Annotated in this window: 16 protein-coding genes and 1 pseudogene; 8 read left to right on the top strand and 9 right to left on the bottom strand. The window is 74.3% G+C overall.

All coding sequences use genetic code 11. From position 1 onward, the window contains the following. Window positions 1–100: 100 nt before the first annotated feature. Together MRBLMG1_RS02420 and MRBLMG1_RS02415 are read left to right on the top strand one after the other, a co-directional pair. Window positions 101–2,125 carry a beta-galactosidase gene (locus tag MRBLMG1_RS02420; protein WP_367820165.1) on the top strand — a complete coding sequence of 675 codons (2,025 nt, stop codon included), beginning with the start codon at window positions 101–103 and terminating at the stop codon, window positions 2,123–2,125. 184 nt (window positions 2,126–2,309) lie between these two features. After that, window positions 2,310–3,887 carry a glycoside hydrolase family 53 protein gene (locus MRBLMG1_RS02415; RefSeq protein ID WP_367820163.1) on the top strand — a complete coding sequence of 526 codons (1,578 nt, stop codon included), beginning with the start codon at window positions 2,310–2,312 and terminating at the stop codon, window positions 3,885–3,887. Window positions 3,888–3,955: 68 nt separating this feature from the next. Here the strand turns inward: MRBLMG1_RS02415 and dgoD are convergent, their stop codons facing one another. The 5 genes from dgoD to MRBLMG1_RS02390 all read right to left on the bottom strand — a co-directional run bounded on the left by dgoD (window position 3,956) and on the right by MRBLMG1_RS02390 (window position 8,571). Beyond that, window positions 3,956–5,101 (bottom strand): galactonate dehydratase, encoded by a 1,146-nt coding sequence (gene dgoD, locus MRBLMG1_RS02410; RefSeq protein ID WP_367820162.1) that lies wholly within the window; start codon window positions 5,099–5,101, stop codon window positions 3,956–3,958. Further along, window positions 5,098–5,850: an SDR family NAD(P)-dependent oxidoreductase gene (locus MRBLMG1_RS02405; RefSeq protein ID WP_367820160.1), complete on the bottom strand. Its 753-nt coding sequence runs from the start codon at window positions 5,848–5,850 to the stop codon at window positions 5,098–5,100. The genes dgoD and MRBLMG1_RS02405 overlap by 4 nt, the downstream gene beginning before the upstream one ends. A gap of 50 nt (window positions 5,851–5,900) precedes the next feature. Then, window positions 5,901–6,908, bottom strand: coding sequence for a sugar kinase (locus MRBLMG1_RS02400; RefSeq protein WP_367820159.1), 1,008 nt, complete (start codon window positions 6,906–6,908; stop codon window positions 5,901–5,903). Between the two features lie 74 nt (window positions 6,909–6,982). Continuing rightward, window positions 6,983–7,621, bottom strand: a complete 639-nt coding sequence (locus MRBLMG1_RS02395; protein WP_367820157.1) for a bifunctional 4-hydroxy-2-oxoglutarate aldolase/2-dehydro-3-deoxy-phosphogluconate aldolase — start codon at window positions 7,619–7,621, stop codon at window positions 6,983–6,985. 26 nt (window positions 7,622–7,647) lie between these two features. Beyond that, window positions 7,648–8,571 carry an SMP-30/gluconolactonase/LRE family protein gene (locus MRBLMG1_RS02390; RefSeq protein WP_367820156.1) on the bottom strand — a complete coding sequence of 308 codons (924 nt, stop codon included), beginning with the start codon at window positions 8,569–8,571 and terminating at the stop codon, window positions 7,648–7,650. Window positions 8,572–8,730: 159 nt separating this feature from the next. Here MRBLMG1_RS02390 and MRBLMG1_RS02385 point away from each other — a divergent pair, with 159 nt between their 5' ends. Beyond that, window positions 8,731–10,008 (top strand): ROK family protein, encoded by a 1,278-nt coding sequence (locus MRBLMG1_RS02385; RefSeq protein ID WP_367820154.1) that lies wholly within the window; start codon window positions 8,731–8,733, stop codon window positions 10,006–10,008. Window positions 10,009–10,024: 16 nt separating this feature from the next. Here the strand turns inward: MRBLMG1_RS02385 and MRBLMG1_RS02380 are convergent, their stop codons facing one another. Then, window positions 10,025–10,798 carry an IclR family transcriptional regulator gene (locus MRBLMG1_RS02380; RefSeq protein ID WP_367820152.1) on the bottom strand — a complete coding sequence of 258 codons (774 nt, stop codon included), beginning with the start codon at window positions 10,796–10,798 and terminating at the stop codon, window positions 10,025–10,027. Window positions 10,799–10,964: 166 nt separating this feature from the next. Between MRBLMG1_RS02380 and MRBLMG1_RS02375 the strand changes: the two genes are divergently transcribed. From MRBLMG1_RS02375 to MRBLMG1_RS02365, 3 genes are all read left to right on the top strand, one after another. After that, window positions 10,965–12,119, top strand: a complete 1,155-nt coding sequence (locus tag MRBLMG1_RS02375; RefSeq protein WP_367820150.1) for a mandelate racemase/muconate lactonizing enzyme family protein — start codon at window positions 10,965–10,967, stop codon at window positions 12,117–12,119. Then, window positions 12,116–13,138: a zinc-dependent alcohol dehydrogenase gene (locus MRBLMG1_RS02370; protein ID WP_367820148.1), complete on the top strand. Its 1,023-nt coding sequence runs from the start codon at window positions 12,116–12,118 to the stop codon at window positions 13,136–13,138. The genes MRBLMG1_RS02375 and MRBLMG1_RS02370 overlap by 4 nt, the downstream gene beginning before the upstream one ends. An 80-nt stretch (window positions 13,139–13,218) precedes the next feature. Beyond that, window positions 13,219–14,184, top strand: coding sequence for a hypothetical protein (locus MRBLMG1_RS02365; RefSeq protein ID WP_367820146.1), 966 nt, complete (start codon window positions 13,219–13,221; stop codon window positions 14,182–14,184). A gap of 46 nt (window positions 14,185–14,230) precedes the next feature. Here MRBLMG1_RS02365 and MRBLMG1_RS02360 read toward each other — a convergent pair whose 3' ends face one another. Then, the gene (locus MRBLMG1_RS02360) at window positions 14,231–14,533 is read right to left on the bottom strand and encodes a hypothetical protein (RefSeq protein ID WP_367820144.1); all 303 of its coding nucleotides are present in this window, start codon (window positions 14,531–14,533) and stop codon (window positions 14,231–14,233) included. A gap of 226 nt (window positions 14,534–14,759) precedes the next feature. On the opposite strand from MRBLMG1_RS02360, the gene MRBLMG1_RS02355 reads away from it, so the two are divergent. Beyond that, window positions 14,760–15,881 (top strand): LacI family DNA-binding transcriptional regulator, encoded by a 1,122-nt coding sequence (locus MRBLMG1_RS02355; RefSeq protein ID WP_367820319.1) that lies wholly within the window; start codon window positions 14,760–14,762, stop codon window positions 15,879–15,881. Here the strand turns inward: MRBLMG1_RS02355 and MRBLMG1_RS02350 are convergent. Beyond that, window positions 15,851–18,052 carry a glycosyl hydrolase family 95 catalytic domain-containing protein gene (locus tag MRBLMG1_RS02350; RefSeq protein ID WP_367820142.1) on the bottom strand — a complete coding sequence of 734 codons (2,202 nt, stop codon included), beginning with the start codon at window positions 18,050–18,052 and terminating at the stop codon, window positions 15,851–15,853. The two genes, MRBLMG1_RS02355 and MRBLMG1_RS02350, sit on opposite strands and share 31 nt — an antisense overlap. Continuing rightward, window positions 18,049–19,818, bottom strand: coding sequence for a beta-galactosidase (locus MRBLMG1_RS02345; protein ID WP_367820141.1), 1,770 nt, complete (start codon window positions 19,816–19,818; stop codon window positions 18,049–18,051). The genes MRBLMG1_RS02350 and MRBLMG1_RS02345 overlap by 4 nt, the downstream gene beginning before the upstream one ends. Here MRBLMG1_RS02345 and MRBLMG1_RS02340 point away from each other — a divergent pair. After that, window positions 19,726–21,957: pseudogene (locus MRBLMG1_RS02340) on the top strand (glycoside hydrolase family 3 C-terminal domain-containing protein); the annotation flags it as partial. The gene MRBLMG1_RS02345 and the pseudogene MRBLMG1_RS02340 sit on opposite strands and share 93 nt — an antisense overlap. Between the last annotated feature and the right edge of the window lie 93 nt (window positions 21,958–22,050).

Raw genomic sequence — 22,050 nt, 5'->3', positions numbered from 1 at the left:
TGTTCGTGTGCGGTTATGTTGCGTTGCCACATCGAGATCGAGTGTGTGCACGTTCCCAAGCAACCGAAGCTTTCATCGTTCGAGGTTTCAGGAGAGACTCATGCCGCAGACCACTCCCAAGGGCCTGCACCGGCTCGCGTTCGGCGGGGACTACAACCCCGAACAGTGGCCGGAAAGCGTCTGGCAGGAGGACGTCCGGCTGATGCGGGAGGCCGGCGTCACCATGGTGAGCGTCGGCATCTTCTCCTGGGCGCTCCTGGAGCCCGAGCCGGGCCGGTACGACTTCGGCTGGCTCGACCGGCTCCTCGACCTGCTCCACGAGCACGGCATCCGGGTCGACCTGGGCACGCCCACCGTGGCCCCGCCCGCCTGGTTCTACCGCGCCCACCCCGAGGCACTGCCCGTCACCGCCGAGGGCGTGCGCTTCTCGTACGGCTCACGCGGGGCGATCTGCCACAGCTCCACCGCCTACCGCGCCGCCGCAGCCGGCATCACCACCGAACTCGCCCGGCGCTACGGCAGCCACCCCGCACTCGCCCTCTGGCACGTCCACAACGAGTACGGCGTACCCGTCAGCGCCTGCTACTGCGACCACTGCGCCGCCCACTTCCGCCGCTGGCTCCAGCGGACCCACGGCTCCGTGGAGGCGGTGAACGAGGCGTGGGGCACCGCCTTCTGGGGGCAGCGCTACTCCTCGTACGACGAGATCGACCCGCCCCGCGTCACCCCCACCGTCGGCAACCCCGCCCAGCAGCTCGACTACCGCCGCTTCGCCGACGCCACCATCCGGGAGAACTTCCGGGCGGAACGGGACATCCTGCACGAGCTGGCGCCCGGCATCCCCGTCACGACGAACTTCATGACCGCGCTCAGCCAGTGCGACTCGATCGACTACTGGGCCTGGGGCCGCGAGGTCGACCTCGTCACCAACGACCACTACCTGATCACCGACGGCCGCCGCACCCACGTCAACCTGGCCATGGCCGCCGACCTCACCCGCTCCGTCGCCGGCGGCGCTCCCTGGCTGCTCCTCGAGCACTCCACGTCCGGGGTGAACTGGCAGGCCCGCAACCCGGCCAAGCGCCCCGGCGAGATGGCCCGCAACTCGCTCGCCCACGTCGCCCGCGGCTCCGAGGGCGCCATGTTCTTCCAGTGGCGCCAGTCCCGGCAGGGCGCCGAGAAGTTCCACTCCGCGATGGTCCCGCACGGCGGCACCGACACCCGGATCTGGCGCGAGGTCGTCGCCCTCGGGGCCGACCTCGACACGCTGGCCGAGGTCCGCGGCACCCGGACCGTCCCGGACGTCGCCGTGCTGTGGGACTGGCACTCCTGGTGGGCGCAGAACCTGGAGTGGCGGCCGAACGAGGCCCACGAGGCCCGCGAGCGCGCCGACAGCTTCTACGAGACCCTCTACGACCGGCACCTCACCGTCGACTTCGCCCACCCCGAGGCAGACCTCTCCGGCTACCCGCTGGTCGTCGTCCCCGCGCTCTACCTCACCACCGAGGCCGCCGGGCAGAACCTGCGCGAGTACGTGGAGAACGGCGGCACGCTCGTCGTCTCGTACTTCTCCGGCATCGTCGACGAGCACGACGCCGTGCACCCCGGCGCCTACCCGGGCGCGCTGCGGGACGTCCTCGGCCTCACCGTCGAGGAGTGGTCCCCGCTCCTCGACGACCAGCGCGTGACGGTCTCCGGGCCGGACGGGGCCACGCTCACCGGCGACGTCTGGACGGAGTTCGTCCGGCCGCGCGGGGCCGAGACCGTGTGGACGTACGCCGACGGCCCGGCCGCCGGCGGGCCCGCGGTCACCCGGCACCGGCTCGGCCGGGGCACCGCCTGGTACGTCTCCACCCGACTGGACGCGGCCTCGCTGGACGCGATCATCGCCGCCGCCTGCGCGGACGCAGGGGTCGCCGCGCGCACCGGACTCCCGCGCGACGTGGAGGTCGTACGGCGCGCCGGGGACGACGGGCGGATGTACCTCTTCGCGCTCAACCACTCCGCCCAGGACGCCGTGGTGCCGCTCGACGGCGCCGGGGTGGAACTGCTCTCCGGCACGCCGGTCGACGGGAAGTTCACCGTCGCGGCCGGTGCCACCGGCGTCGTACGCCTGGACGCCTGACCGCACGCCTCCCCCACCGGGCCGTCGCCTCCCGGCGGCCCGCCGGCCCCCCTGCCTCCGGGCCGGCCCCCCGATCTCCCCGGGGGCGGCAGCACCCGCTGCGCCGCCCCCGGGCGAGCCGTACCACCCGTAAGGAACCACCCGCTCCACATTCCTCGCCACCCACCGTCGAAGGGACTCGACGATGCACCCCGTCCGAAGCCGCATCCGCCCGCGAGCCGCAGCCGTCGTCGCGGCGCTCGCCGCCCTGCTGCTGGCCCCGCTGCCCGCCGCCCAGCGGGCCGAGGCGGCCGCCACGCTCACCAACACCGGGTTCGAGAGCGACGCCACCGGCACCGCCGCCCCGGCCGGCTGGTCCACCTACTCCGCAGCCGGGCAGAACGCCGCCTCGTTCACCGAGGCCGGCGGGCACGGCGGCGGCTACCGCCTCAGTCACTGGGCGTCCACCGCGTACAAGGTGGAGACGTACCAGTACCTGTCCGGGCTCGCCAACGGCACGTACACGCTGAGCGCCTGGGTGCGCTCGGGCGGCGGGCAGAACTCCGCCTATCTGGCCCTGCGCAACTGCGGCTCCGCCGAACAGCGCACCGACCTGCCGGTCACGTCGTCCTGGATACGGATCGTCACGCCGATCACCGTGACGGGCGGCGCCTGCACGATCAGCGTCAACTCCGACGCGAACGCCGGGAACTGGATCAACGTCGACGACCTGACGTTCACCTCCGGCACCACCGGGCTCACGGTCAAGGGCGTCGACCTCTCCGCGCTCAAGAAGAGCGAGGACCTCGGCGGGACCTACAAGTCGAGCTCAGGCACCACCGGTGACGCGGTCGCCCTCCTCAAGGGCGCGGGCGCGAACTACGGCCGCCTCAAGGTGTGGGTGAACCCGGCCGACGGCTACAACGACAAGGCCCGCGTCCTCGCCACCGCCCGGAAGATCAAGGCGCAGGGCATGAAGCTCCTCGTCGACTTCCACTACTCCGACATATGGGCCGACCCCGGCGCCCAGACCAAGCCCGCCGCCTGGGCCGGCCACTCGTACAGCCAGCTCAAGACCGACGTCTACAACCACACGTACGACGTCCTCAACGCCCTCAAGGCGCAGGGCACCACGGCCGACATGGTGCAGATCGGCAACGAGATCGACACCGGCATGCTCTGGCCCGAGGGCTCCACGAGCAACTGGACCCAGCTGGCCGGGCTGCTGAAGTCAGGCGTCTCCGCCGCCAAGGCCGTCTCGTCGAGCACCCAGATCGCGCTGCACCTCGCCCACGGCGGCGACAACGCCCTCTACCGCACCTGGTTCGACAACGCGACCGCGCAGGGCGTGACGTACGACGTCATCGCCCTCTCCTTCTACGGCTACTGGCACGGCGCCCTGTCCTCGCTCCAGACCAACCTGGACGACATCTCGGCCCGCTACGGCAAGAAGGTGATGGTCGCGGAGACCGCCTACCCGTTCCGCCTGGACAGCGAGGACGCCCACGAGAACATCATCGACCTGCCGAGCGAACTCGTCGCCGGCTACCCGGCGAGCAGCGCCGGCCAGTCGGCGTGGCTGCGGGACGTCATGAACGTCGTGGAGGCGGTGCCGAACGGCCGCGGCCTCGGCGTCGTCTACTGGGAGCCGGCGTGGACGGCCGTGACGGGCAACGGCTGGGACCCGGCCGACCCCGCGTCCGGCAACGGCTGGGAGAACCAGGCCCTGTTCGACTACGACAGCAAGCTGCTCCCGGCGGCGGCCTGGCTGGCCCACCGCTGACCGCACCACCCACGACGAGGGGCGGGCTCGTGAACGAGCCCGCCCCTTCCGTACGTCCAGGCGACGCCCTACCACTCCGCCAGCGAGCCGTCGTCCCGACGCCAGGCCGGGTTCCGCCAGCGGTGCCCCACCTCGGCGGCCCGCTCGACGGCCTTCTCGTCGACCTCGATGCCGAGACCCGGGCCGGTGGGCAGGCCCACGTGCCCGTCCTCGTACCGGAAGACCGACGGGTCGACGAGGTAGTCGAGCAGGTCGGAGCCGGTGTTGTAGTGGATGCCGAGGCTCTGCTCCTGGATCAGCAGGTTCGGCGCGGCGAAGCCGACCTGGAGGCAGGAGGCGAGCGCGATCGGCCCCAGCGGGCAGTGCGGGGCGAGGGAGACGTCGTACGCCTCCGCCATGGCGGCGATCCTGCGCACCTCCGAGATGCCGCCGGCATGCGACAGGTCCGGCTGCGCGACCGCGATGCCCTGGTCGAGGACCTTTTTGAAGTCCCAGCGGGAGTACAGCCGTTCGCCGGTCGCGATGGGGATGGAGGTGGAGCGCACGATGTCGCCGATGCGGTCGGTCAGCTCGGGGACGACCGGCTCCTCCACGAAGAAGGGCAGGTACGGCTCCAGGAGCGGCAGGACCCGGCGGGCCATCGGCGCGGTGAGGCGGCCGTGGAAGTCGATGGCGATGTCGAAGTCGTCGCCGACCGCCTCGCGGATGGAGGCGACGCGGTCGACGATGCCGTGGACGGCCGCCGGGGTGTCGATGAGCCGCAGCTGCGCGGAGGCGTTCATCTTGATCGCGGTGAAGCCCTCGTTCTTCCGGGCCAGGGCTTCCGAGGCGACCTCGTCGGGCCGGTCGCCGCCGATCCAGCTGTACACGCGCGCGCGGTCGCGGACGTTGCCGCCGAGCAGCTGCCAGACCGGGACGCCGAGGGCCTTGCCGGTGATGTCCCAGAGAGCCTGGTCGATACCGGCGACGGCGCTGGAGAGGACGGGGCCGCCGCGGTAGAAGCCGCCCTTGGTGAGGACCTGCCAGTGGTCCTCGATCTTCATCGGGTCCTGGCCGATCAGGTAGTCGGAGAGCTCCTCGACCGCCGCGGCGACGGTGTGGGCGCGGCCCTCGACGACGGGCTCGCCCCAGCCGGTGATGCCCTCGTCGGTGTCGACGCGCAGGAAGCACCAGCGGGGGGCGACGAGGTAGGTGCGCAGGGAGGTGATCTTCACTTGGAGTCCTTCTTCACGGTCCAGCCGCCGTCGACGACCAGGTTCGTTCCGGTGATGTAGGCGGCGTCGGCGGAGGCCAGGAAGGCGACGGCCGAGGCCACTTCCTCGGGGCGGCCGAGCCGGGCGAGGGCGGTCGCGTCGGCGGAGAGACGGCGCCCCTCCTCGTCGACGTCGTTCCAGACGTCGGTGAGGATCGGGCCCGGCAGCACGGAGTTGAAGCGCACGTCCGGTCCGTACTCGACGGCGAACTGGCGGACGAGGGCGCACATGCCGCCCTTGGCGGCGGCGTACGCGGGATAGCCCGGAAGCCCGAAGTCGGCGTGCACGCTCGACGTGGCGACGACGCTGCCCCGCTCGGCGCGCAGGTCGTCGAGGAAGGTGCGGGCGGCGAGGTACAGGGCCCGCAGGTTGACCGCCATCTCCCGGTCCCAGACGGCGACGGGGAGTTCGTGGGCGGCGCCGGGCGTGTGGATGAAGGCGTTGCTGTGGAGGACGGCGACCGGCCCGAAGCGGGTGTGCGCCTCCTCGCGCAGGGCGGTCCAGTCCTCCTCGGAGGAGACGTCGCAGCGTACGTACGCCGCTCGGCCTCCGTCGGCGCGGATCGCCGCGGCGACGGCCTCACCGGCCTCGTCGGCGATGTCGGAGACGACCACCGAGGCGCCCTCGGCGGCGAGGCGGACGGCGCTGGCCGCGCCGATGCCGGAGGCGGCACCGGTGACGAGGGCCGTCCGGCCGGAGAATCGGTTCATGGGTTCGGATTCCTGTGTGCGGGGACGGTGGGAGGGCCGGGCGCGACGGCTCAGCGGCTGATGTCCTGGGCGGCGAGCAGGTCGAGTTCGGCGCGGCGCGGGAGGCCTTCCCAGTCGCCGGGGACGGAGACGGCGAAGGCTCCGCAGAGGGCGGCGAGGCGGAGGCGTTCCTGGACCGGGGAGCCGTCGAGGACGGCGGCGAGGTAGCCCGAGACGAAGGCGTCGCCCGCGCCGACGGGGTCGACGGCGCTGACGGGCACGGCGCCGTGGACGTGCAGGTCGTCGCCGGCGGCCACGAGGGCTCCCCTGGCGCCGAGTTTGAGGACCGCCTGTCCGGGGCCGAACCGGGTCAGGGCCCGGGCCATCCGGTCGGGCTGGTCCTCGGGGACGAAGAGGGTGGCCTCCTCGGGTCCGGCGAAGACGATGTCGGCGTACGGCAGGAGCCGGCCGAGCACGTCGGCCGCCTCGGCGCGGCTCCAGAGCCGCTCCCGGTGGTTGACGTCGAACGACACGGTGACCCCGGCGGCCCGGGCGACCACGACGGCGCGCTCGACGGCGGCGCGGGCGGTGGGGCCGAGCGCCGGGGTGATGCCGGTGACGTGGAGGATCCGGGCGCCGGCGATGCGGGCCTCGTCGAGGTCCGCGGGCGCGAGCCGGGAGCCCGCGAGACCGGCCCGGTAGTACGAGACGCGCAGCCGGTCGGCGGTGCGTCGCTCGCGGAGCATCAGCCCGGTGGGCACCGCCGGTTCCGTGCGGGCGCCGGAGACGTCGACGCCTTCGGCGCGGAGTCCGGTGAGGACCATCGCGCCCACCGCGTCCTCGCCGACCCTGCCGGTCCACGCGGCCCGGTGGCCGAGGCGGGCGACCCCGATGGCGACGGTCGCCTCGGCGCCCGCCCAGCCGAGGCGGAGCGGCGCGCCGGTGGCGAGCGGGCCGGGCTGGAGGGCCGCGGCGACGGCCATGGCCTCGCCGAGGGTGAAGAGCGCGGGCGGGGGCGCCGCCGGGCCGGGCGCCGGTGCCGCCGGTGCGTGAGGGGCTGCCGGTGTGTGAGGGGCCATCAGCGCGTGAGGGGCTGCCGGTGCGGGATTGGCGTCCGGCCCCGGTGCCGGTGTCCCGGACTCGGGCGGGTGCGTCATCGGCGTATCCCGTCGAGGAAGGCGGCGGCGCGGTCGGTCAGCGCGGCGAGGGAGCCGCCTTCGCAGGCGTCGCCCACGAGGGGGCTGCCGATGCCGAGGGCGGCGGCGCCGGCGGCGAGGTAGGCGGGGGCGTCGGCGGCGCTGATGCCCCCGGTCGGGACGAGGGGCACGTCGGGCAGCGGGGCGCGGACGGCGCGCAGGTACTCGGGTCCGCCGGCGGCGGCGGGGAAGAGCTTCACCATGGTGGCGCCGGCCCGCCAGGCGGTGAGGATCTCGGTCGGCGTGTAGGCGCCGGGGAGCACCGGTACGTCCAGGCGGGCGGCCTCGGCGATGACCTCGGTGGAGGTGGTCGGGGTGATGAGGTAGGCGGCGCCGGCTTCGACGGCGGCCTGGGCCTCGGCGGGGGTGGTGACCGTGCCGGCGCCGAGCGCGAGGCCGGGCGGGGCGTCGGCGGCGTACTCCCGGAGCGCGTCGAGCACGCCCGGGGTGGTGAGGGTGAACTCGGCGGCGCGGACGCCGGACGCGACGAGGGTGTCGGTGACCTCGGCGAAGCGGTCGGCGGAGGTGGAGCGGAGGATCGCGATGACGGGGGCGGCCGCCAGGGCGGCGAACAGCCCCTCGTGCGGGGTGGTCATGGGAAGGTTCCTTGTCGGAGTGCGGCTCAGCGGTCGGCGTACGGGGTGGTGGGCAGGCCGGTGGCCCCGGGGCGGCACACGAAGAGGCGGCCGGCGTCGGGTTCGGCGCGCAGGCGTTCCTCGTCGAGGCCCTCGGTGGCCGTGGTGATGACCAGGACGTCGAGCCCGGGTCCGGCGAAGGCGCAGCTGGTCACGTGGGAGGCGGCGACCTCCACGCGCGCGTGGAGGGTGCCGTCGGCGGTGAAGGCGAGGACTTCGCCGCCGCCCCAGACGGCGACCCAGACGCGTCCTTCGCTGTCGACGGTGAGGCCGTCGGGGACGCCGCGGTCGAGGACGGCGAAGGGCCTGCGGTCGCTCAGGGCGCCGGTGCCGGGGTCGTAGGCGAAGACGTCGACGCGGCCGGTGGGGCTGTCGGCGTAGTAGAGGCGGCTGCCGTCGGGGCTCCAGGCGAGGCCGTTGGAGATGGTGACGGAGTCGAGGAGGGTGACCAGGCCGTCGCCGTCGAGGCGGTAGAGGGCGCCGGCGCCGGGGCTCTCGTCGTACGCCATGGTGCCGGCGAGGAGGCGGCCGGCGGGGTCGACGGCGGCGTCGTTCATCCGGCGGGGCAGGCCGTCGTCGGGGAGGACGGGTGCGGCGATTTCGACGGCGTCGGCGACCGGGCGGTCCTCGGCCAGGTGCAGGAAGGAGGTGCCGGCGGCGGCGAGCAGGGCGCCGGAGGCGCAGGGCACGACGGCGCCGACGGGGCGGTCGAGCCGGAGCGTCGCGACGGGCGCGAGGTCGGGCAGGTCGGCGCCGGTGCCGTCGGGTCCGCCGGGCGTCAGGGCCGCCCGGTGGACGAGCCCGTCGGGTATGTCCACCCAGAGCAGCTCGTGGCGCCGGGGGTCCCAGACGGGCCCTTCCGTCAGGCGTCCGGGCAGGGGGGAGCAGGGCACGGCCCTGAGGTGCTGCATCTGGCCTCCTCGGTCGACCACGGGTGCGGGGTGGGTGCTGGCGTGGTGAGCAAAAAACTACGGGTTCGTCTAACGGTTGTAAATAACCCGGCGCCCGCTTCTTCCAACCCTTCGAATAAGATCGTCACGGACGGGATGCCCTAGCGGAGGACAGCACAGATGATCAAGCGGACATCACAGGACATCCGCCGCCTCAACCGCTTCGAGGTGCTGCGGCGCTTCTACGCCGGGACCGGTGCGATGAGCCGCCAGGACCTCGCGGCGGCCACCGGCCTCTCCTTCGCCACCGTCGCCAACCTCACCGCCGAACTCCTGGAGGCCGGCGTCCTCGTGGAGGCGGGCCACGAGGACTCCAGCGGCGGCCGCCCCCGGGCCCGGCTCGCCGTCAACGCCGAGCGGGGCGCGCTCATCGGCATCGACATCGCCGAGACCTCGGTGCACGCCGAACTCTTCGACCTGGCCCTGGAGGTCCGGCACTCCGTCGAGCGCCCCCTGCCGCCGGGCGACGTCCGGCCCGCCGACGTCGTCGAACAGCTCGCCGCCTGCGTCGAGGAACTGCTCGACGGCTCCGGGGTGCCCCGCGAGCGGGTGCTCGGGGCCGGCGTCAGCGTGCCCGGCATGGTGGAGCGCGAGGGCGGCGTCTCGTCGTTCTCCCCGTACTGGTCCTGGCACGAGGTGCCGCTGCGGGCGCTCCTCGACGAGCGGCTGGGGCTGCCCCTCTGGCTGGACAACCCGCTGCGGGCCAGCACGGTCGCGGAGCTGTGGTTCGGCGCGGGACGCGAGGTGGACGACCTGGTCGTGCTGACGCTGCGGGCCGGCGTCGGCGCCGGGATCGCGATCGGCGGACAGCTCTACCGCGGGTTCACCAACAGCGCGGGCGAGTGGGGCCACACCTGCCTCGCGCTCGACGGCCGGCTCTGCACCTGCGGCAACCGGGGCTGCGTGGAGGCGTACGTCAGCACCCGCGGGATCGCCCAGACCTGGCGCGAACTCGCCCCCGGCGACGAGCGGGCCACCGGACCGGACGACGCGGCCACGGTCGCGGCCCTGGCGCGCGCGGCGGCGGAGCAGGACCCGGTGGCCGCGGCCGTCATCGACCGGACCGGGCGCTACCTCGGCGCCGCGGTGGCCAATCTGGTCAACCTGCTCAACCCCCGGGTGCTCGTGCTCGGCAACCAGGTCGTCGACCTGCTCGGGGAGCGGCTCCTGACCGCCGCCTACGAGGCCGTCACCCGGCACGCCCTGCCGCTGCCCCACCGGGCCGCGACGCTGCGGCGCAGCGCCGTCCCGCACAACGCCGTCACCCGGGGCGCCGCCGCCTTCGCCCTGGAGGGCTTCCTCGACGACCGCGAGGTCTTCGGCCCGGTCAGCCGCATGCGCCAGCCCCGCGAACGCCGGGACGGCCGGCGCGCGGGGCAGGCCGATGCGGGGTCCTGAGACGCCCGCGCCCGGGTCAGCGTGCGGCGGGCCGGTGGCCGAGGCGGGCCGAGAGTTCGCCGGCGCCCTTCACTGCGAGGGCGGTGAGCTCGTTCTCGCGGTCCTCGGTCCAGCGGTGCACCGGCACCGAGATGGACAGGGCCGCGACGACGCGGCCGGAGCGGTCCCGGACCGGGGCGGCGACGCAGCTGACGTCGGGGTTGGACTCCTGCTGCTCCAGGGCGACGCCGAGGATGCGGATCTCCGCGAGCGCGGCGCGCAGGCCGTCCGGGTCGGTGAGGCTGCGGGGCGTCATGGCGGCCAGCTCACAGCCTTCGAGGCGCTCGTCGAGCTCGGCCTCGGGCAGGGCGGCGAGGAGCATCTTGCCGACGGCGGTGCAGTGGGCGGGGAGCCGGCGGCCGGCGGCCGAGACCATCCGTACCGCGTGAGTCGAGTCGACCTTGGCGACGTAGATGACGTCCGTGTCCTCCAGGAGGGCCACGTGGACGGTCTCGCCGCAGCTCTCGGCCACCTCGTGGGCGACCTGCCGGCCCTCGGCCGCGAGGTCGAGCTGCTCGGCGTAGCGGCTGCCGAGCTGGTACGTCCGCACGCCGAGGCGGTAGCGGCCCGGCTGCTCGGGGACCGGGACGAGGTAGTTGCGGGCGGCCAGGGTGCTGACCAGCTCGTGGGTGGTCGTGCGCGGCAGCCCGAGCCTGCGGGTGATCTCGGGTGCGGACAGGGTGCCGTCGCCCTGGAGGAAGAGCTCCAGTATGTCGAACGCCCTGGTCACCGCGGGCACGAGTCGTCCCATGGCCCCCACCTCACCCTCACGCTGTTCGATATTCCGTACCACGACCGAAATCGCGGACAGAGAGTAACGCGGGCGCCGTCCCGTTGACACCCCCACGGGCCGCTGCCTACGGTCACGCCCGCCGCCACACCGAACGGTGTTCGACAGTCCGAACGGAGCAACCACCGTGCGCATCACGGGAATCAGCACTCATGTCGTCGGCACGCCCTGGCGCAACCTCACGTACGTCCTCGTCCACACGGACGAGGGGCTCACCGGTGTCGGCGAGACCCGGATGCTCGGGCACACCGACGCGCTGATCGGCTACCTCCGCGAGGCGGAGGCCAACCACATCGCCGGATCCGACCCGTTCGCCGTGGAGGATCTCGTCCGGCGCATGAAGTACGGCGACTTCGGGCGGGCCGGCGAGATCGTCATGTCCGGCATCGCGGTCGTCGAGACGGCCTGCTGGGACATCAAGGGCAAGGCGCTCGGCGTGCCCGTCTGGCAGCTGCTCGGCGGGAAGGTGACCGACCGGGTGAAGGCGTACGCCAACGGCTGGTACACCACCGAACGCACCCCGGAGGCCTACCACGCGGCGGCCCGCGGGGTCGTGGAGCGCGGCTACCGGGCCCTGAAGATCGACCCGTTCGGGAACGGCCACTACGAGCTGGACGCCGAGCGCTCGCGGGAGGCGGTCGCGCTGATCGAGGCCGTCCGGGACGCGATCGGGCCGGACACGGAGCTGATGGTGGAGATGCACGGCCGCTTCTCCCCCGCGACGGCGGTCCGCCTCGCCCGCGAACTCGCCCCGTTCCGGCCCGCGTGGCTGGAGGAACCGGTACCGCCGGAGAACCTCAAGGCCCTGCGGAAGGTGGCCGACAAGGTGGACCTGCCGATCGCGACCGGCGAGCGGATCCACGACCGGATCGAGTTCCGCGAGCTCTTCGAGTCGCAGGCCGCGGACATCGTCCAGCCCGACGTCGGGCACATCGGCGGCATCCTGGAGGCGCGCAAGCTCGCCGCCACCGCCGAGACCCACTACGTCCTCGTCGCCCCGCACAACGTCGGCGGCTCCGTCCTCACCGCGGCCTCACTCCAACTCGCCGCCTGCACACCGAACTTCAAGATCCTGGAGCACTTCAACGACTTCGCGGACGCGGAGATCAAGAAGGTCGTGCGCGGAGCGCCCGAGGTCGACCCGAACACCGGGTGCTTCGCGCTCTCCCACGAACCGGGGCTCGGCGTCGAACTCGACGTCGACGCGGCCGCCGAGTTCCCGCAGCAGCGCGCCCGATTCGACCTGTGGGCCGAGGGCTGGGAGCGGAGGCAGCCGAAGTGAGCGGCGCCTCCAGCCGCGCGATCGTGGTCGAACGGCCCGGCGCCCACCGGCTCGTCGCGCGGGAGCTGCCCGCTCCGGGCCCCGGCGAGGTCCGCGTCCGGGTCGCCGCCGCCGGGATCTGCCTGAGCGACCGCGAGCTGTACGAGGGCCGCCGGGCCCCGGGTTACGTCCGCTACCCGGTGGTCCCGGGCCACGAGTGGTCCGGGACCGTGGAGGCCGCGGGCGACGGGGTCGACCCCGCGCTCCTGGGCCGGCCGTGCGTCGCGGAGGGCTTCCGGTCCTGCGGGACGTGCGAGCGGTGCCGGTACGGGGAGACCAGCCTGTGCGCCGCCGGGTACGCCGAGACCGGCTTCACCGAGCCCGGCGCCTTCGCCGACCACCTGGTGGTCCCCGCCCGCCTGCTGCACCCGCTGCCCGAGGGAGTGGACCTGCGGGCCGCCGCGCTCCTCGAACCCGCCGCGGTCGTCGCCGCCGCGGTACGGGCCGGACGGCCTCGGCCCGGCGAGCGGACCGCCGTCGTCGGCGCGGGCACGCTCGGCCTGCTCGCCGTCCAGTGGCTCGCCGCCTCCTCGCCGGCCGAACTGACCGTCGTCGACCCGAGGTCCGAACGGGCCGCGCGGGCCCTCGCGTTCGGCGCGACCCGGACCCTCACCCCGTCGGAGGCCGACGGCGACACGGGACGCTTCGACCTGGTCGTGGAGACCGCGGGAGCGCCGACCACGGCCGCCTCCTCCTGCCTCCTCGCCCGCCGGGGCGGCCGGGTCGTGCTCACCGGCATGTTCGCGGCGGGGGCCACGGGCATCGACCCGGTGCACCTCTCCGTCAGCCAGTTGGAGGTCCGCAGCGTCTTCGGCGCGTCCTCCGCCGCCTGGGCGGACGCGGTCCGCGCGCTCACCCTGGGGCTGCTCGACCCCGCCCCGCTCGTCACCCACACCTTCCCGCTGGAGCGGTTCGGCGAGGCGCTCGCCCTGGTGGGCGGCGGCGACCCGGCGACGGGCAAGGTCCTCCTCCGGCCCTGAGCGGGGCACACCGTCCGCCGCACGGCGTCCGCCCACCCCACTCCCCGTACCGCGTCCGTCCCACCGAACAGAGGATTGCGATGACCCTCCGCCCGGCTCCCCGACGTCCCGGCGGCGACGCGCTCCGCCGCATCGGCCACCCCGCGCCCGCCGTCGATCCCGCCGACGCCTCGCCGCACGCCTTCCCCGACGGAGGGCGGTGGCGCACCGAGATCCCCTCAGTCGAGGGCCCGGGGCCGCTGGCGGCGGTGCTCGCGGAGAGCGAGCGGCTCGACGTGCCGGTGCACCGGGTGAGCCAGGGCAGCGGTGTCTGGATGCTGACCGACGCCGAGATCTCCGAGATGGTCGCCGCCTGCGCCGAACGGGCGGTCGAACTGTGCCTGTTCACCGGCCCGCGCGGCACGTGGGACACCGGCGCCGCCACCCGGACCGACTCCGGCGGTGCGGGCCCGCGCGCCCGCGGCCACGACGGGCTCGCCGGCTGCGTGGAGGACGCCCTGCGCGCCGCCCGGCTGGGTGTCCGGTGCCTGCTGGTCGCCGACGAGGGGGTGCTCTGGACGCTGCACCGGCTGCGTACGGAAGGGGTGTTGCCGGCCGACACGACGTTCAAGGTGTCCGCGCTGATCGGGCCGGTCAACCCGGCCGCGTACGCGGTCCACGAGCGGCTCGGCGCCGACTCCCTGAACGTGCCCGCCGATCTGACCCTCGCCCACGTCACCGAGATCAGGCGGGTCAGCCGGGCTCCGATGGACCTGTACATCGAGGCGCCGGACGACCTCGGCGGCCACGTCCGGATGTACGAGGCGGCCGAGTTGATCCGCCGGGGCGCGCCGCTCTACCTGAAGTTCGGCCTGAGCGGGGCGGCCGGCATCTACCCGTACGGCGCCCACCTGCGCGAGCACGCCCTCGCCACCGCCCGTGAGCGCGTCCGGCGCGGGCGGCTGGTCCTGGACCTCCTCGCCCGGCACGGCGCGGACGACGGCATGTCCCCGCTCGGCTCCCGGGACCCGGGGCCGCTCGTCCGCTTCCCGTCCGACACCGCCTGACGGTCCCGCACGGGGGGCTCCTCGCCCCCCCCGTGCGGGGCGCCCCTCAGCCGGCGAGCGGTTCGGCCAGCAGGTCATCGACGAGGGTGAGGCGGGTCTCGGGGAAGTACTCCGCGATGGCCTCGCGCATCATCGCCTCGCCCTCCGGGTCGGGGGTCCCGCACTTCTCCCGCGTCTCCCGGTCGGGCCAGCGGGCGTACGCCACCCAGGTGCCGTCGTCGGCGCGGTGGAGGCGGGAGCCGTAGCTGCCGCACTCCTGATGGATCGCCAGGGTCACCCGGTGCCAGCCGTCGACGAGCAACTGCTCCCGGTCCGGACGCACGCGCCACCGGTACACCACAGCGAACATCTCTCCGCCTCCCTCGTCCGAGCGGGCGGTCCGCGCCGCCCCCGGGAGGACTGGACTACACCGACCAGTTCATTGTCAAGACTGAACGGTTCGGTCCATGCGCGTCGCCGACCCGTCGTCGAAGCGCTTCGATTTTCCGCCGCCACCGGTCTGGACACGTCAACTCCCCCACGTTACGGTCGGCTCGGGTCGCCGCAACGATCGACCGGCGAACCGCGTCGAAGCGATTCACTCCGTCACGGCCCGCAGGGAGACGGATGGTCACCCTGCCGAGGTCGCCCGGCACGCCGGAGCGTCGGCCAGCACGGTGAGCTATGTCCTCAGCGGCAAGCGGCCCACCTCCACCGTCACGCGGCAGCGGGTCCGGGCGAGCATCGAGCGGCTCGGCTACCAACCCCACGCGGGCGCCCGGGCGCTGGCCAGCAGCCGCTCGCGGATCATCGCGCTGATGGTGCCGCTGCGCACCGACATGTACGTGCCGGTGATGCTGGAGATCGCCGTCGCCGTCGCCACCACCGCCCGCGCCCACGGTTACGACGTCCTGCTGCTCACCGGCGAGGAGGGCCCGTCGGCGCTGCGCCGGGTCACGGGGAGCGGCCTCGCCGAGGCGGTGATCCTGATGGACGTCCAGCTCGACGACGACCGCCTGCCGGTCCTCCGCGCGGCGGGCCCGCCCGCCGTCCTCGTCGGACTGCCCACCGATCCGACCGGCCTGAACTGCGTCGACCTGGACTTCCGGGCGGCCGGCGAACTGTGCGTGGACCATCTGGCCGGACTCGGACACCGCGAGATCGCGGTGATCGGCGAGTCCCCCGGGGTGTACGCCCGGCACACGGGCTTCGCCGAACGGACCCTGCGCGGGCTGCGTTCCCGGGCGGCCGAGCACGGCGTCCGGCTGCTGCACCGGCCCTGCGAGGGCAGACACGACGCCGTGGCGGGGGTGCTCGCCCGCGTCGCCGACGAACGTCCCGGCGTCAGCGCCTTCGTCGTGCAGAACGAGACGGCCGTGGAACCCCTGCTCGCCCTCCTGCGGCGGACCGGCCGCGCCGTGCCCGAGGACGTGTCGGTGGTCGCGGTCTGCGCCGACCAGATCGCCGCCCAGGCCTCGGTGGCCCTCACCTCCGTGGCGATCCCCGCGCGGGAACTGGGCCGCCGGGCCGTCGAGCGGCTCCTCGCCCGCCTCACCGGCGGGGCGGACGGCGCGGGAGCCCCGGACGTCCAGCTCCTCGCCCCCGTCCTCACCGTGCGCGACAGCTCCGGCCCTCCGCCGGCGCCCCCGCACCGCGCCCCGGACGGGACGGTCCTGCTCGGGCGGGCTCAGGAGCACACGACGTTCTCCTCCCCCTGACGCAGGACGAGCCCGGTCGTCCCCGCCGGACTCCGCAGCTCGACCCGGGCGTCGCGGTCGGGACGCAGGACCGCGCGGTACGCCCCCGGTGACCAGGTCAGGTCGACGCGGGCGCCGAACCGGGTCCGTACGCCGGTGATCCGGCCGCGCGGGCAGCGGGCCGGGGGCGCGGGCAGCAGGACGAGCCGATCGGGCGTCGACTGCACGAGGGCCTCGACGAGCAGGGCCGGCAGGGCGTGGGCGGCGTCGGCGTTGTACACGTCGCGGGCCGGGTAGTGGGCGCTCATCAGCGAGGCGTGGAAGTAGTCGCCGGTGAGGACCCGGGCGAGGGCCTCCTCGGTGCGGGCGGGATCCCCCAACCGGGCGGCGATCAGGCCGCGGTGGAGGTGCCCGTGGGCCGAGTCGTCCTCGCTGACGCGCAGTTCGAGGGCACGGCCGGCGGCCCTGGCGAGTTCCGGCGTGTCGTACGGGTTGATCTCGTCGAGCGGCCAGACGGGGTAGAGATGGCTGAGATGCCGGTGCCGGTAGTGGTCACCGAGGCCCGGCCGGGCCCATTCGGCCAGCGCCCCCTCGTCGTTGATCCGGTACGGCGGGAGGCGGTCGGCGAGCTCCCGGAGGCGTGCGGCGTCCGTGGCCGACGCGCGGTCGGCGGCGGCGCGCAGGGCGTGCCGGGCGGCGGCGATGTCCATCGTGGCGTCGACCGCGCCCCAGCTTCCGCCGCTCGGCCGGTTCTCCGGGGAGTACGAGGGGACGATCGCGATCCGGCCACCCGGTCCGGTCCTGCTCAGGAAGTCCTCGTAGAAGGCGGCGAGTTCGGCCAGGAGCGCGGAGGTCCGCGCGGTGCGGCGGCCGGTCGCCTCCTCGTGGTCGAGGAGGGGCTTGAGCAGCCAGTCGGCGCCCGCGGTCCACAGGTGCAGGGGGTACTCGCGGCTGAAGTGGTACGTGTGACCCGACGTGCCGTCCGTGTGGGACGGCGCGACGATGCCCCGGGCGCCGAAGATCGCCCGCGCGTTGTCCCTCCAGTCGGCCGCCTGTCCCTCGACGAGGGCCGCGTGGGCCCGCGTCACCTCGGGCAGGTCGGCGGCGACGGCCGAGGCGGTCTGCAGGTTGAGGTTGGCGTTGGTGGTGAACGCCCCGGACCAGGCGGTGTCCCAGTCACCCGTCCACAGCCCGGGGAGCCGGGGCGGCAGCAGTCCGGACGAGGAGAGCAGGTGGTAGCGGCCCGCCGCGAAGAGGCGTTCGAGCAGGGCCGGGCTCGCGGGGCGCCGGAGGAGCGCGGAGCCGGGGAGCGCCCGTTCGGCCGGGTCCGCCCCGAGGTCGAGGGTGACGCGCCGGTAGGCCGCTCCGTGCAGGGCGGTGTGCCGGGCGAGGAGGCGGGCGTGGACGGCGGCCGGGTCCGCGGGGCCGTCACCGGCGGCCAGCGCCCGGAGGGCCTCCGCCTCCTCGTCCGGGTCGAGGCTCCCCTCGTGGCGCCGGACGCGGGTGAGCAGCAGAAGGCGTCCGGCGCCCTCGATCCGGACGCCGGCGGCGGTGACCGTGGCGCGTCCGGTGTCGGTGCGGAGGAGGGTGACGCCGGTGTAGCCGAGCGGGCTGTCGGGGTAGCGGGCGCACAGGGTGAGGACGGTGTCGCGGCGGGCTGTGGCGACGCCCCGGCCGATCGCCAGGCCCGCGGGGGCGCCGGGCAGCCGGTGGTCGAGGTCGATCGCGACGGAGGGGCCGGGGACGGTCACGTACTGCACGACGACGTCGTCGGCGCGAGAGACGAAGACCTCCGAGCGCCGCTCCCCGCACACTCCGGTCACCACCCCGGTGGCGAAGTCCACGGACCGGCGCACCGGGAGCGCCCCGGCTGCGGGCGCCCGCCGGACGCGGGTGGCGAAGCCGGGATGGAAGGGCTGGACCCAGCGCAGCGGCCGGCCGTCCGTGAACGCCTCGGCTGCAATGGCGTCCCCGGCCGGCAGGGCGTCCTGGAGGGCGGGGAGCCGGGCGGCGAGCCCGGGCGGCGCGGTGTCGGCGGGTGCGTTGTTCGGCCGGACGAGGGTGTGGTGGGTGACGGTCACCCGGTCGTCCTCCGGGTCGCCGTCGACGAGGGCGCCGTGCCGGCCGTTCCCGGCGAGGAAGGCGTCCTCCCAGCGGGCGGCGGGTTCGGGTTCCCAGGTGCCGTGGATCACGGGTGCTCCTCCGGTACGTCGGCGGCGTGTTCCTCCAGGCCCGCGACCCCGTACCGGTCCAGCTTCAGCGTCCCTTCGACCACCGTGTCGGTGAGGAGGTCGCGGTGGCGGCCGGGCAGCGGCACTGTGACCGGGGCGGTGCCGTGGTGGAGGAGGAAGAGCAGCTCGCCGCGGCGGACGGCCTCGACGTCCGCGGGGAGGGCGTCGAGGACGGGGCGCACCCCTGCCTCGCGGGCGGCGGTGGCGAGCAGGCCCCTCAGGGCGGCGGGTTCGGGGAGGGGGGAGAGGTACCGGGCGCGGCCGTTGCGGAGGACGGCGGGCAGGCCGTCGAGTTCCCCGCCCCGGTAGGCGGCTTCGATCTCGGCGCCGTCGGCGGGGGCGAGTTCCTCGGACCACAGGGTTCCGCGGAAGGCGCCGCAGTCGACGTGCTCGCCGTCGTAGAGCGGCCACCACTCGCGGACGCGGTCGATGCCGAGGAGCGTGCGGAGCTGGGCGTCCAAGCCGCCGGGACTGACGCGGTCGTCCCGGTCGGCGACGCCGGTGAGGAAGCCGCAGACGAGGGTGCCTCCGCCGCGGACGTACGCGACGAGGTTGTCGATCGCGGTGTCGTCGAGGAGGTAGAGGTGCGGGACGACGACGAGCCGGTGACCGGTGAGGTCGTGGTGGGGGTGGGCGAAGGAGGCGGGGAGGTGGGCGTCGAAGAGGGCGCCGTGCCAGGCGCGGACGATGCCGGCCTGGTCGACGTGCCGCGACAGCGCCCCTTCCTGGTCGCCGGCCCACCAGGAGTCCCGGTCGTGGAGGACGACGACGTCGGTGGTGACGCGGCCGCCGGCGACCCGCGGGCCGAGTCGGGCGAGGTCCTCGCCGATGCGGACGGTCTCCCGGAAGACGCGGCCGCGTTCGTCTGCGTGGCCGAGCGTGCCGGAGTGGAACTTCTCGGCGCCCTGGCAGGACTGGCGCCACTGGAAGTAGCAGACGGCGTCGGCGCCGTGGGCGACGGACTGGAGCGCCCAGAGCCGGTCGAGCCCGTACGGCTTGGGGTGGTCGACGCCCCGCCAGTCGACGGCCCCGGCGGCCTGTTCCATCCCCATCCACGGCGGGCCGCCGGCCTCGGAGCGGCTGAGGTCGCCGATCATCGCGTTGTACCGGCCGCCGCCCGGGTCGCGGGGGTCGGGGTAGACGCCGACGGAGACGACGTCCTCCTCCGCCGCCCAGGCCCAGCCGTCCTGGCCGGACCAGAAGGGCATGAAGTTAGTGGTGGCGGGGAGGTGCGGGGTGTGGCGCCGTACGATGTCGCGTTCCGCGCGGTAGCACTCCAGGAGCAGGTCCGAGGTGTAGCGGCGGAAGTCGAGGACGTGTGCCGCGTTCCTCAGGTAGTGGGCGCGGCGCGGTGGCAGGACCTCGCCCCAATCGCCGTACCGCTGGCCCCAGAAGTCGGTGCCCCAGGCGGTGTTGAGGGCGTCGAGGGTGCCGTGGCGGTCCCGGAGCCAGCGGCGGAAGGTGCGGGCGGCCTGGTCGCCCCAGTCGTGGGTGCAGTACTCGTTGTTGATGTGCCACATGGTCAGGGCGGGGTGCCGGGCGTAGCGGGCGGCGAGGTCCTCGGTGATCGCGGCCGCGTACCGCCGGTAGACCTCGCTGGAGTGCGAGAAGTGCTGGCGCGAGCCCCACCGGAGTTGCGCGGCCGGCCGGACCAGGAGCTCCTCGTCTGCTCCGACGCGGGCGCCCCCTCCAACCTGGCCGACTCCCAGGCCTACTTCGCCACCCACGAGGAGGCCGTCGCGGCGGCACTGCGCGCCGGCGTCGACTCCTTCACCGACCACGGGACGGACAGCTCGATCATCCTGGGCCGGCTGCGCGGGGCCCTGGAGCGCGGGCTGATCGACCACGAGGACGTGGACCGAGCGGTACGGCGACAGTTGACCGTGCGCTGCCCGCTCGGCGAGTTCGACCCGGACTCCGGCCCGTACGCCGCCGAGGACCGCTTCGACACCCCCGAGCACCGGGAGCTGGCCCGCGAGGCGGCGGAAGCGGCGGTGGTCCTGCTCGCCAACGCGCCGACGGCCGACGGGCGGCCGCTGCTCCCCCTCGCCGCCGACCCGGGCCGGATCGCGGTCGTCGGTCTCCTCGGCGACGCCTGCAAGCTGGACTGTTACAGCGGTACCCTGCTCCACCGTTCCTCCCCGCTGGACGGTCTGCGAGAACGGTTCGGCGCCGACCGGGTGGACCTCGCCGAGGGCGTGGACCGGATCAGGCTGCGTACCGCGACCGGCCTCCGGCTGCGGGTGCCGGAGGCCACGGCCGCGGAGCCCGTACCCGACGCGGGGGCCGCCCTCGACGCGGCCCTGGTCGCCGGCCGCACCGACCTGCCGCCCCTGACCGCCGACCCGGAGGGCTCCGAACCGGCCCTGATCGACTGGGGCGACGGGATCCTGACCCTGCGCGCCCCCGACGGCCGGTATCTCTCGGTCGCCGACGACGGCCTCGTCCGCGCGTCGGCGACCGAGCCCGGCGGCTGGGTCGTCCAGGAGACGTTCCGGCTCGAAGCCCATGAGGACGGGCACCTCCTTGTGCACCTCGGGACGGGGGGCTATGTCTCTGTCGCCGCCACGGGCGTGAAGGTTGCCGCCGATCGCACATCCGCCGAGACGTTCACCGTCGAGACCGTCGAACGCGGCGAGGACGCCGTCGCCCGTGCCGCCGCCGCGGCCGACGTGGTGGTCGTCGTCGCCGGCAACGACCCCCACATCAACGGCCGCGAGACCGAGGACCGCACGACCCTCGCCCTTCCCGCCCACCAGGACCGCCTGTGGCGGGCCGCGCACGCCGCCAACCCCCGCACCGTCCTCGTCCTCGTCTCCGCCTACCCGTACGCGGTCCCCGAAGCGGCGGCGACAGTCCCCGCGCTCCTCTGGACCGCGCACGGCGGCCAGGCCGCCGGCACGGCACTCGCCCGCGTCCTCGCCGGCGACGTCTCCCCCGCGGGCCGGCTCCCCCAGACCTGGTACACCACCGACGCCGACCTGCCCGACATGCTCGACATGCTCGACATGCTCGACATGCTCGACATGCTCGACATGCTCGACATGCTCGACTACGACGTGATCGGCGGCCGCCAGACCTACCTCTACTTCGACGGGACTCCCCTCTTCCCCTTCGGCCACGGCCTGTCGTACACGACCTTCGGGTACGAGGAGCTGACCGCCTCCGTCGACGGCCGGACCCTCCACATCTCCTGCACCCTCACCAACACCGGCCCCGTCACCTCCGACGAGGTTCTCCAGGTCTACGCCCGCGCCGCCGCTCCCTCCGTACCCCGCCCCCACCGCGAACTCGTCGCCCACGAGCGAACCCACCTCGCCCCCGGCACCTCCACCACCCTCACCTTCGAAGTCCCCCTCTCCGCCCTCGGCCACTGGGACGTGGCCCACGGCCGATGGACCGTCGAGCCCGGCCCGTACGAGATCCAGGCGGGCGCGTCCAGCACGGACATCCGCCGCACGGTCCACATCGAGGTGCCCGGCACGCCCCCGAGCCCCCGCCCCGACGTAGCCGACGGCCTCCCCACAGCCGACTACGACGACCAGTCCGACACCGCGATCGTCGACCGCACGAAAACCTCGGGCGACGCGGTCACCCCTTCCTCCCCGAACGCCCCCGGCACCCTCGTCTACCACTCCCGCCACTTCGCCGACGGCGTCACGCGAGCAGCCATCACCGTCGCAGGCGAAGGCACGGTCGACATCTCACTCGCCCCCGACCCCTCGGTCCGCATCGAAGTGCCGAACACAGGCAACCCCTACACCTACCGCACGCTGCGCGCCCCCCTGGAAGCCCACGACGTCGCGGACCTGCACGTCACCCTCCACGGGTCGGTACGCCTCGCGCGCCTGGACTTCGGGGGCTGATCCTGTGCGGGGCGGGGGCCTGGCACGGGAGCGGTCCGATGCCGGGCCCCTGTCGTGTTTCCGGGAGGACCTGAAGCAGCGAAGGAAGCCGCC

The organism is Streptomyces sp. LMG1-1-1.1, assembly GCF_040815545.1.
Classification (GTDB): Bacteria; Actinomycetota; Actinomycetes; order Streptomycetales; family Streptomycetaceae; genus Streptomyces.
This window is presented reverse-complemented; position numbering and strand designations above follow the sequence as displayed.

Excerpts from the sequence above, each read along its gene's own strand:
- MRBLMG1_RS02395 (WP_367820157.1), bottom strand. The coding sequence starts at position 7,621 with ATGACCACCCCGCACGAGGGGCTGTTCGCCGCCCTGGCGGCCGCCCCC.
- MRBLMG1_RS02385 (WP_367820154.1), top strand. The coding sequence starts at position 8,731 with ATGATCAAGCGGACATCACAGGACATCCGCCGCCTCAACCGCTTCGAG.
- MRBLMG1_RS02390 (WP_367820156.1), bottom strand. The coding sequence starts at position 8,571 with ATGCAGCACCTCAGGGCCGTGCCCTGCTCCCCCCTGCCCGGACGCCTG.
- MRBLMG1_RS02415 (WP_367820163.1), top strand. The coding sequence starts at position 2,310 with ATGCACCCCGTCCGAAGCCGCATCCGCCCGCGAGCCGCAGCCGTCGTC.
- MRBLMG1_RS02380 (WP_367820152.1), bottom strand. The coding sequence starts at position 10,798 with ATGGGACGACTCGTGCCCGCGGTGACCAGGGCGTTCGACATACTGGAG.
- MRBLMG1_RS02405 (WP_367820160.1), bottom strand. The coding sequence starts at position 5,850 with ATGAACCGATTCTCCGGCCGGACGGCCCTCGTCACCGGTGCCGCCTCC.
- MRBLMG1_RS02365 (WP_367820146.1), top strand. The coding sequence starts at position 13,219 with ATGACCCTCCGCCCGGCTCCCCGACGTCCCGGCGGCGACGCGCTCCGC.
- MRBLMG1_RS02420 (WP_367820165.1), top strand. The coding sequence starts at position 101 with ATGCCGCAGACCACTCCCAAGGGCCTGCACCGGCTCGCGTTCGGCGGG.
- MRBLMG1_RS02400 (WP_367820159.1), bottom strand. The coding sequence starts at position 6,908 with ATGGCCCCTCACACACCGGCAGCCCCTCACGCACCGGCGGCACCGGCG.
- MRBLMG1_RS02360 (WP_367820144.1), bottom strand. The coding sequence starts at position 14,533 with ATGTTCGCTGTGGTGTACCGGTGGCGCGTGCGTCCGGACCGGGAGCAG.